10 protein-coding genes and 1 pseudogene are annotated in these 8,186 nt (G+C 65.6%); 2 read left to right on the top strand and 9 right to left on the bottom strand.

The window, feature by feature from the left end; genetic code table 11:
• Nucleotides 1-148 precede the first annotated feature (148 nt).
• Complete coding sequence (locus QOI01_RS18475) at nucleotides 149-1,168, bottom strand: LLM class flavin-dependent oxidoreductase (protein ID WP_526383451.1); 1,020 nt, start codon at nucleotides 1,166-1,168, stop codon at nucleotides 149-151.
• 16 nt (nucleotides 1,169-1,184) lie between these two features.
• Nucleotides 1,185-2,060: a nitroreductase/quinone reductase family protein gene (locus tag QOI01_RS18470; RefSeq protein ID WP_526383449.1), complete on the bottom strand. Its 876-nt coding sequence runs from the start codon at nucleotides 2,058-2,060 to the stop codon at nucleotides 1,185-1,187.
• A 191-nt stretch (nucleotides 2,061-2,251) separates the two neighbouring features.
• Here QOI01_RS18470 and QOI01_RS18465 point away from each other — a divergent pair, with 191 nt between their 5' ends.
• A complete protein-coding gene (locus tag QOI01_RS18465; RefSeq protein WP_526383447.1) occupies nucleotides 2,252-2,842 on the top strand; it encodes a TetR/AcrR family transcriptional regulator in 591 nt (196 codons plus the stop codon).
• Nucleotides 2,843-2,869: 27 nt separating this feature from the next.
• Here QOI01_RS18465 and QOI01_RS18460 read toward each other — a convergent pair whose 3' ends face one another.
• The 5 genes from QOI01_RS18460 to QOI01_RS18440 form a co-directional block, all read right to left on the bottom strand.
• Nucleotides 2,870-3,079 (bottom strand): hypothetical protein, encoded by a 210-nt coding sequence (locus QOI01_RS18460; RefSeq protein ID WP_526383445.1) that lies wholly within the window; start codon nucleotides 3,077-3,079, stop codon nucleotides 2,870-2,872.
• A 92-nt stretch (nucleotides 3,080-3,171) separates the two neighbouring features.
• Complete coding sequence (locus QOI01_RS18455; protein ID WP_526383443.1) at nucleotides 3,172-4,194, bottom strand: alcohol dehydrogenase catalytic domain-containing protein; 1,023 nt, start codon at nucleotides 4,192-4,194, stop codon at nucleotides 3,172-3,174.
• Between the two features lie 82 nt (nucleotides 4,195-4,276).
• Nucleotides 4,277-4,879 (bottom strand): CGNR zinc finger domain-containing protein, encoded by a 603-nt coding sequence (locus QOI01_RS18450; protein WP_526383441.1) that lies wholly within the window; start codon nucleotides 4,877-4,879, stop codon nucleotides 4,277-4,279.
• A gap of 87 nt (nucleotides 4,880-4,966) precedes the next feature.
• Nucleotides 4,967-5,095, bottom strand: a complete 129-nt coding sequence (locus QOI01_RS18445; RefSeq protein WP_526383439.1) for a hypothetical protein — start codon at nucleotides 5,093-5,095, stop codon at nucleotides 4,967-4,969.
• A gap of 297 nt (nucleotides 5,096-5,392) precedes the next feature.
• Nucleotides 5,393-5,959, bottom strand: a complete 567-nt coding sequence (locus QOI01_RS18440; protein WP_526383437.1) for an NADPH-dependent FMN reductase — start codon at nucleotides 5,957-5,959, stop codon at nucleotides 5,393-5,395.
• Nucleotides 5,960-6,099: 140 nt separating this feature from the next.
• On the opposite strand from QOI01_RS18440, the gene QOI01_RS18435 reads away from it, so the two are divergent.
• Nucleotides 6,100-6,747 carry a MarR family winged helix-turn-helix transcriptional regulator gene (locus tag QOI01_RS18435; RefSeq protein WP_526383435.1) on the top strand — a complete coding sequence of 216 codons (648 nt, stop codon included), beginning with the start codon at nucleotides 6,100-6,102 and terminating at the stop codon, nucleotides 6,745-6,747.
• Here QOI01_RS18435 and QOI01_RS18430 read toward each other — a convergent pair.
• A pseudogene (locus tag QOI01_RS18430) lies at nucleotides 6,696-7,465 on the bottom strand (SDR family NAD(P)-dependent oxidoreductase). The gene QOI01_RS18435 and the pseudogene QOI01_RS18430 sit on opposite strands and share 52 nt — an antisense overlap.
• Nucleotides 7,466-7,494: 29 nt before the next feature.
• Nucleotides 7,495-8,186: fumarylacetoacetate hydrolase family protein (locus QOI01_RS18425; RefSeq protein ID WP_526383433.1), on the bottom strand; the 692-nt coding region annotated here is incomplete at its 5' end.

Here is an 8,186-nt window from a genome sequence, read left to right as displayed (position 1 = left end):
CGCCGCTGCGTAATCCCGCTTGTTGAACAAGGTGTCGAATGCGTGCAGGACGAATGACTTGGTCTGTTCCTCGGTACCCGTCATGGTTTGCCTCTCGTGATTCTCAGGTGGGGTTGGCAATTCCGCGGTAATCGACACTCCGGTTCGATTAGCGTGGCGAATTGTCTTGCGCCGCGGAATTTGTGGCGTTGCGTGCTGCGGCGTGGAAGGCCTCGAGTTCGCCGATGATGTCGGGTCCGGTGGGCTGGTAGATGATTTCGGTGATGCCTTGGGCGGCGAGTTCGGTGACACGGCGACCGATCTGTTCGGCCGTGCCGGTCAGGGTGGTCTGGGTGATGGCCTTCCAACTGCCCGCATCCCACGCCGCAATGTCGGCGCGGTTCAGCCCCACGAGGTGCTGGTCGTGCACCGCGAGGTGTCGCTCCTGAGGCGGCGTCTGGTTGATGGCGTCGAGCCACACGTCGCCGGCGGGAAGTGCGGTGACGTCGCCGCCGAATTCGTATGCGGCGTGGTAGGCCAACGCGTTTCCCGGCCCGGCGACCGCTTGCACCCGCGGCGAGTCCAGTGACTCGCCCTGGGTGAGGACGGTGCCGTGCACGCCGAGCGCCGCCCAGCCGAACTGTGTGGCGTAGCGGGTCTCGCCGTTGACGGAGAACAGCCCATCGGCATATTCGATGGCGACGTTGACGCCCTTGGGCCCGATCGCGGAGATGAGCACGGGAACCTCGATGGGGCGCTCGGGTGCGTGCCCGGGCGGGTGCAGCATCTGCATCAGGCTGTTCTGCCATCGGACGGGTTCGCCGCGGAGCAGGGCGCGGAACGTGCGGACGTAGTCGGCGAGAAACGACCAGGTGCTCGGAGCGGCGCCCAGCGCGCGGGCGCCGGTGAAGCCGGTGCCGAACGCGACCGCGACCCGTCCCGGGGCAAGCGCTTCCAGCGCCGCGGTGGCCGAGGCGTTGACCATGGGGTGGCGCAGGGTGGGGACGAGCACGCCCGGACCCAGGCCGATCGTCGTGGTCCGTTCGGCCGCCAGCGCGAGCATCATCCACACGTCGGGGCTTTGGTGCGGTGTGTCGAACAGCCAGGCCCGGTCGTAACCGAGTCGTTCTGCGGCCGCGATGTGCTCGGGGGAGTGCAGCGAGGTGGCGAACTGGGCGGAGACCTTCATCGCGGCAGTCACCGCGTCAGGGCTGAGTCGGGAAGGCGTCGCCGAACATGGGCAGCCCACTCTTGGACTCCTCCGCGGTGGCCTCGTCCTGCAGGACATCCCAATGTTCGGCGAGCAGGCCGTCCTGCATGCGGACGACGTCGACGGCGATCCAGTTGGCCGGCAGCCCGGTATTGGAGAACCGACCGTGCAGCATCACGTAGTCGCCGTTGGCGATGGTCAGCGCGTTCTCGTAGCGCATCTCCGCCGGTGAGGCCTTGATCAGGTCGAACAAGCCGTCTCGGCCCGGCTCGATGTGCGCGCTGTGCTGGATGTAGTTGGGCGACCAGAATCGTTGCGCCGCCGCGTAGTCACGCCGATTGAACAACGTGTCGAACGCCTCCAGCACCAACGCCATGATGCGCTCCTCTGCTGGATTGCCGACGGACGGATGCGGCGCGACGGGTTCGAGCACCATGATCGGGATGTCGCGTCCGCCTGCGAGTTGTCGATACTCGGGAAAGTGCGGCCAGAATCGCTCGGCCACACTCCTGTAGTGCCGCTTCTCGTCCCCGCTGACCTCGCGGGCCTGGAACTCCATGACGGTGGCGCCGTCCTGAAGTCGGACCTGTGGGTGGGCAACCAGATTGGCGTACCAGGATGGGTTTGCGGGCGCCCCGGCCGCGGATGCCACTGCCACGTACCGGTCACCGTCGACGATCCGCATCACCGGGTTCTTCCGGACCTTGCCCGATTTCACACCCACCGACGTCAGGATCACCACCGGCCGGCCTTCCAGTGTTGCGCCCTCGACGCCGCCGCTGGCTTCATAGTCGGCCACCTGCTCGCGGATGCGTTCCACCGGGCTTGGCACGTACACACCGTCGAGGTTGCTCTCGGCAATCAGATTCATCTCTCGCCCCTTCGATGTCCGGCGGTCCACTCGAGATCCGTTTAGACAGATCTGACTAAATCCGAAGATAACCGCAATCTGCCAACCCTGTCAACGCCGGTGGCAAGTGTTGAGGGCACGATCGCGCGTCTGCCGCGTGCGCCGACGCAGATTCCCGCTGTTCAGACAAGTCTGTCTGGTAAACTGCTGTCGTGGCGACGAAGACAGCGAAACGGCCGTCGGCGCGTGAACGACTGCTCGCCGCGTCCGATGAGCTGTTCTACCGCGACGGTGTCCATTCGACCGGTATCGACGCCGTCATCGCGAAGGCTGGCGTAGCCAAGGGCTCGTTGTATTACATCTTCGGCGGGAAGGACGAACTGGTCGCCGCCTATCTTCGTGGCCGCCTCCATGCGTGGCAGCAGCGCATCGAGGAGCGACAGGCCGGAGTCGACGATCCGGACGAGAAGATCCTGGCGATCTTCGATGCGATCGCTGATTATGTGTCCCTTCCCGGGTTCCGCGGCTGTCCGTTCGTCAATGCCGCCGCCGAAGCCCCGGCGGGGGAATCCCACCAGCAGGCCATCGAGGAGTACCGCGATTGGATCCGGCAGACCTTCGTCGAACTCGCCGCAGCAACCGGGGTCGCTGACTCCGAGGCGCTGGCTGACGCGCTCGTCCTCCTCTACGACGGAGCGTTGGCGACGGCGAGCACGGCTGAGCCGGCGCGCACCGCGGCGATGACCGCCAAACGCATCGCCCGGCTCACCTTGGCAGCCGCGAACGCCTCCCGCTCGGGCTGATTCGAGCCGTCTGCATCCGGTGTCTTCTCATCCGGCAGAGGAGAGAAATCCGTCGAGCAGTGTGGCCGTGGTCTCCCACAGGTCGGCCTGAATTCTCGTACTACGTCCGGGTTCTGGGCAGGCGAGGGGTGTGGCGTCCTTGACGGAGAAGTAGCCGCCAGTGGTTTCGGCGAAGGCGGGGTCGGTGGCGAGTCGCACGATGGTTTCGGCGCCGCGGCGCGGATCGCCGATCCGCAATGCTACACATCATCGATACTACATTCATGAGGTACCTCAGCTGGTTGCCCACGGTCGCGCCGGCCTCCTGCGCCTCTTGGTAACTCGATTCCCTACTTGCCGGCCACGTCGAGTACTACCCGGAACCGAGCCTGACCCGACATCATCCGTTCGTAGGCTTTCGGGGCGTCCTCGAATGGCAGTTTCTCGATCATCGCCGCGACACCGTTCGCGGAGCTGAAGGCCAAGCTGTCCTCGTTCTGGACCGGGGTGCCGGTCAGGCTCCCCAGGATTGACCGGCCACCAAAGATCAGATCGGATGTCGAGACCTCGATGGGGTCGAGGGCGGCGCCCACGACCACGAGTTGCCCGTGTGGCCGCAGACCGGCCAGCAACGGTGACATCGAGGCCCCGCTGGCGGCGGTCGCGATGACGGCGGCGGCACCGCCGAGTTCGGTCAACGCAGCGCCGGGATCAGTTGCCGCGCTGTCGATGTAGTGGTGTGCGCCAAGCTGTTCGGCCAGTGCACGCTTGTCGGCGCCGCGGGCGATTGCAGCCACGCGATACCCAAGCTTGTTGGCGTACTGCACCCCGAGGTGGCCCAGCCCGCCGATGCCCTGGATGCCGACCAGCGCGCCGGGAGGGGCGTCGATGCTCTGTAGCGCGTTGAACGTGGTGATGCCGGCGCAGAGCAGCGGACTGGCGTCCAGCGACATCAGCTCCGCAGGGATCCTGACCAGACCGGTGGCTCGGGCGTAGACGACTTCGGCGTAGCCGCCGTCTTCGGTCGTGCCCGGCTGCGGCTGGTTGTCGCAGTTGACGAAGTCCCCGCGGCGACACCACTCGCAGGCCCCGCAGTGCCCGCCGAGGAAACCTACGCCGACGCGGTCGCCGACCTTCCAGGTGGTCACGGCGTCGCCGACGGCGTCTATCGTTCCGACGATCTCGTGGCCGGGAACGACGGGCTGGCTGGGATCGGGGCGCAAGCCCTCGGCGCCCAGCACGTCGCTATGGCACACGCCGCAGCTCGCTACCCGGATGCGAACGTGGTCGGCATTCGGCGCAACCACGTCGCGGTCCACCAGCTCGAACTGGTGCTGTCCCGTCGCTTGCCAGGCGCGGTAGGTGTCAGACATGGGGTCCTCCATTTTGTTGAGTTGGCTGCCGGCGTGCGGTTGCCCGTCGGCGGGTTTGGGTGGGGACTGCGTGCGGGAGTGTCTAACTCGACTGTTGGCGACGTCGGGCGCGGTGTGCACGGGCGTTGGTCTTGTTGCCGCATGTTGTGGTGTCGTGCCAGATCCTGCTGTTGTTCTTGGAGCGGTCGTAGAGCGCGGTGCGGCATTGCGGTTCGTGGCAGAGCTTGAGTCGTCGGAAACTGTCCTGGGCGTGGGCAGTGGCGGCTTCGATGGCGATGGCCGCCGCCAGCCACGCGGCACCCCAGCCGAGTGGTTCGAGGTGCGCGCCTGAGCTGGTGGCGGTGATGGCGGCAGTGCCGACGATGACGGCGTCGGCGCGGGGGTCGTCGTGGTCGCCGAGCACCGAGCGCAGGGTGTCGCGGACGGCTCGTAGGCGGGGAAGTTCGGTCGCGGTGATGAGTAGATGGGGATCGTCTGCGTCAACCGATGCGCACCAGTACGGCACGACTGCGTCGATCCAGTGCTGCGCGGTGTCCACCTCGGCGAGCAGGTCCACCAGGTGCGGTATGTGATCGATGCCGATGGTGTTGGCCAGTTCCTGGCTGAGCACCAGCGGCGCCGGGGCGAGCGCGGTGCCGAATCGGCTGCTCGCCGGGTAGTCGAAGCCTGCCGCATCGTCATCCATAGTAATAAGCATATATGTTTTGCCTATTACTACAAGCGGATTGCGGTGCAGCGGGGTGGCTCGTCCTCGATAGATACTGGGGTCGTATCAAGCGGCCAGCATCCTCAGAAGGGCCTCGGCGGCGTGCGCAAACTCCGTGGGGAGGTCGTAGGCGGGGTCGTCGCACCAGTTGGTGACTGCAGTTGTCAACGCGCCGATCACGATGTCGGCAAGCACCTGGGGCGTCTGGACGGCCGACAGCGAGCCGGCCGCTGAGCCGCCCAGGCTCGAGATCGTGCCGGCAGAACAGGGTGCGGCGACCTCCGTTTGGGTAGCGGTGTCCGACGAGCTGACTGGTTTGGGCGGTCTCTACCTCACGGACTGCGCGATCAGCGAGAGCGCGACGACCTACGCTACGGATCCTCTTCGCGCCGAGCGACTTTGGGCGATTTCCGAACTACTGTGCGGATCACCCGCCGCACGGCACCGCGCGTAACGGCCTGCGGGCTAACCCAGCCTCGTGCGTCTGGCTGCTCAGTTACGCAGCGGCTTGAGCGCGCCGGCCCACGCTTCCAGTTGGTCGAACATGATGGTGGCGGCATCGTCATGTATCGCCGCAACGGGACGGAACGTGGAGAAGTTCTCGAAGTCGGTGAACATCGAGAAGGACAGTTGCTGGCGTACGTGAGCGATCTGCAGTTCGCTGCAAACCGCGCGCAGATGCTCGATCGCGCGGGCTCCGCCAACGGATCCGTAGCTGACGAAGGCCGCGGCTTTGTTGGTCCACTCGGCGTAGAGGTAGTCGATGGCGTTCTTGAGCACGCCGGAGGTCGAGTGGTTGTACTCCGGAGTGACGAACACGAAACCGTCGTAGGGGGCGATGGTCGCCGCCCAGGCCTTGGTGTGCTCGCCGGCGTATTGGCCCAGCATGGGAGACAAGGGCTCATCCATGTGGGGAAGTGGGTGATCAGCGAGGTCGATGAGGTCGTAGTCGGCGCGTTCCCGGCCTGAGGCCTTGGCGAGCACCCAGTCGGCGACGGCCTTGCCGTTGCGACCCGGTCGGGTGCTGCCCAGGATGATGGCAATCTTCAACTCACTCATGGGATTTCCCTTTTCTGGTGGAGTCGGTCGATTCGGTGCTGAATGAGGGCGGTGGTGCGCATCGGGTTAATTACTTGAATCTTCATGTCACGCTAGCCAACATGACCTGAAACTTCAAGTGACTCGACTAGACTGCATCGATGGGCCGATCCCCCCGATGGTTGACCCCGACGCAGCTGGAGGCCTGGCAGGCCGTCACGCTGATGCTCGCCCGGTTGCCCACGGCACTGGAGGCACAGTTGCAATGCGACGCGCAGCTCAGCTACATCGAGTACTACGCGCTGGCCGGCATATCCGAGCAGCCCAACCGCGCGATGCGGATGAGCGAGCTAGCCGTACTCACCAACGCCGAGCTCTCGCGCCTGTCACACCTCATCACTCGGCTGGAGAAACGGGGCTACGTCCGACGTGAACCCGACCCGAGCGACGGCCGTTACACCAACGCCGTCCTCACCGAGGCCGGCTACGAGCACCTCGTTGCCGCCGCCCCAGGCCACGTCGCGGCGGTGCGAGACCTTGTCATCGACGGGCTCGACGACACCGAGCTTCACGCCCTTTCGGCAGATCGCGGACCGGATTATCGCGCGCATCGACGATCTCGCCACGACGTCGAACGCGACTCGACGCGCAACAGCGGACAGTTCAAAGAGGAAGTTGGAGTCAGCACCACTGCACGTCGACCACTGATCCCTGGTGCACCCGCCCACGAGAATCCTTTCAGTGCTGACCTTTACGGTCAGGTGAAGTTGGTGCCGCCGTCGATGAGGATGGTCTGGCCGGTGACGTAGGCGCCGTCGTCAGAGAACAGGAACGCCACCATCGCAGCCAGGTCCTCTGGGGCTCCTAGGCGAGCCAGCCGAACCGAATCGAGCATCTCGGTGCGGAACTCTTCGGTTGTATTCTTCAGCGCCGCCCCGGTGAGTATCACTCCTGGCGCGACCGAATTACATCGCACGCCATGCTTGCCGCCGAGCGTGGCGGTGTGGCGGGTGAGTCCATACAGTTCGGCTTTGGCGGACTGATAGGCGACATGCGTCTCCTCGCCCATCCAGACGCTGGTTGACATGGTGTTGACGATCGCCCCGCCTCCTTGGCTGATCATGATGGGCAGCGCGTGGCGGATGCCGTACATGTAGCCGGTGAGTGTGACGTCATGGTGTGCCGCCACACGTCGATCGGGACCGACAACACGTCGGTGTCCTTGGCGAGTGTGCCCGGCGAGAGGTCGGCGGCCACGTTGAATAGGCCGTCGAGCCGGCCGAACTCGCCGATGGTGGTGTCGACGAGCTCCTTGTAGGACGCCTCGTCGCTGATATCGAACGCTCGGGCGATCGCCTTGCCACCCGATGCTCGGATCTCCTCGACGACGGCACGGGCCGCCGCCTCGTTGAGATCTGTTGCCACCACGGCCGTGGCCTCCTCAGCGAGGCGGACGGCGGTCGCCGCGCCGATGTTGCCCGGCGCCGCGCCGGCGATAATGGCCACCTTGCCCTCGAGTCCTCTCATCGGCTCAACTCCCTAGTTTCTCTCAGCCTTCACGGTTTGGTGGGGGAGGGCTCCGCGACCACGGGATTCTCGATGGCGCCGATACCCTCGATCTCGACCCGCACCCGCTGACCCGGTCGTAGCAGCCGTCCGGAGAACACACCGACGCCGCCGGGCGTCCCGGTGGCGATGAGGTCGCCGGGCTCCAGCGTGCAGACGCGGGACAGCGCCGCGATCATGTCGCCGATCCCGGTGACCATCTCCTTCGTGGAGCCGTCCTGGCGCAACTCGCCGTCGACCCACGTGCGGATATCGAGACCCGCGGGATCCACCTCATCGGCCGTGACGACCCACGGCCCGATCGGCCCGTGGGTGTCGAAGCTCTTGCCCGGCCACATCGTTGGGGTGTCTTGCTGCCAATCTCGTACCGACACGTCGTTGCCCACTGTGTAACCGGCGACGGACGCAAGCGCCGTGGCGGCGTCGGCGCGCCGGACCCGTTGCCCGATGACCGCGACGAGTTCTCCCTCGAAGTCGAGCATCGGCGAGTCGTACGGCGCGAGGATCGGGTCGTACGGTCCGGTGATGCAGGACACCTGCTTGTTGAAGAACGTAGGCAGCTTCTGGTCCGCGAACGCCGCGCGCAGATGTGAAAAGCGCTCCATCTGCTCGGCGAACTGGGGCTGCTTTGCCGCCTCTTGGATCTCCGCGAGGTGTGAGGTGAAGTTGAAGCCGATGGCCA

Origin of the sequence: Mycobacterium sp. (genome assembly GCF_032162605.1) — a bacterium.
Taxonomy (GTDB): Bacteria; Actinomycetota; Actinomycetes; order Mycobacteriales; family Mycobacteriaceae; genus Mycobacterium.
The sequence above is the reverse complement of the archived record's forward strand: the minus strand, read 5'-3'. Positions and strand labels throughout refer to the sequence as shown.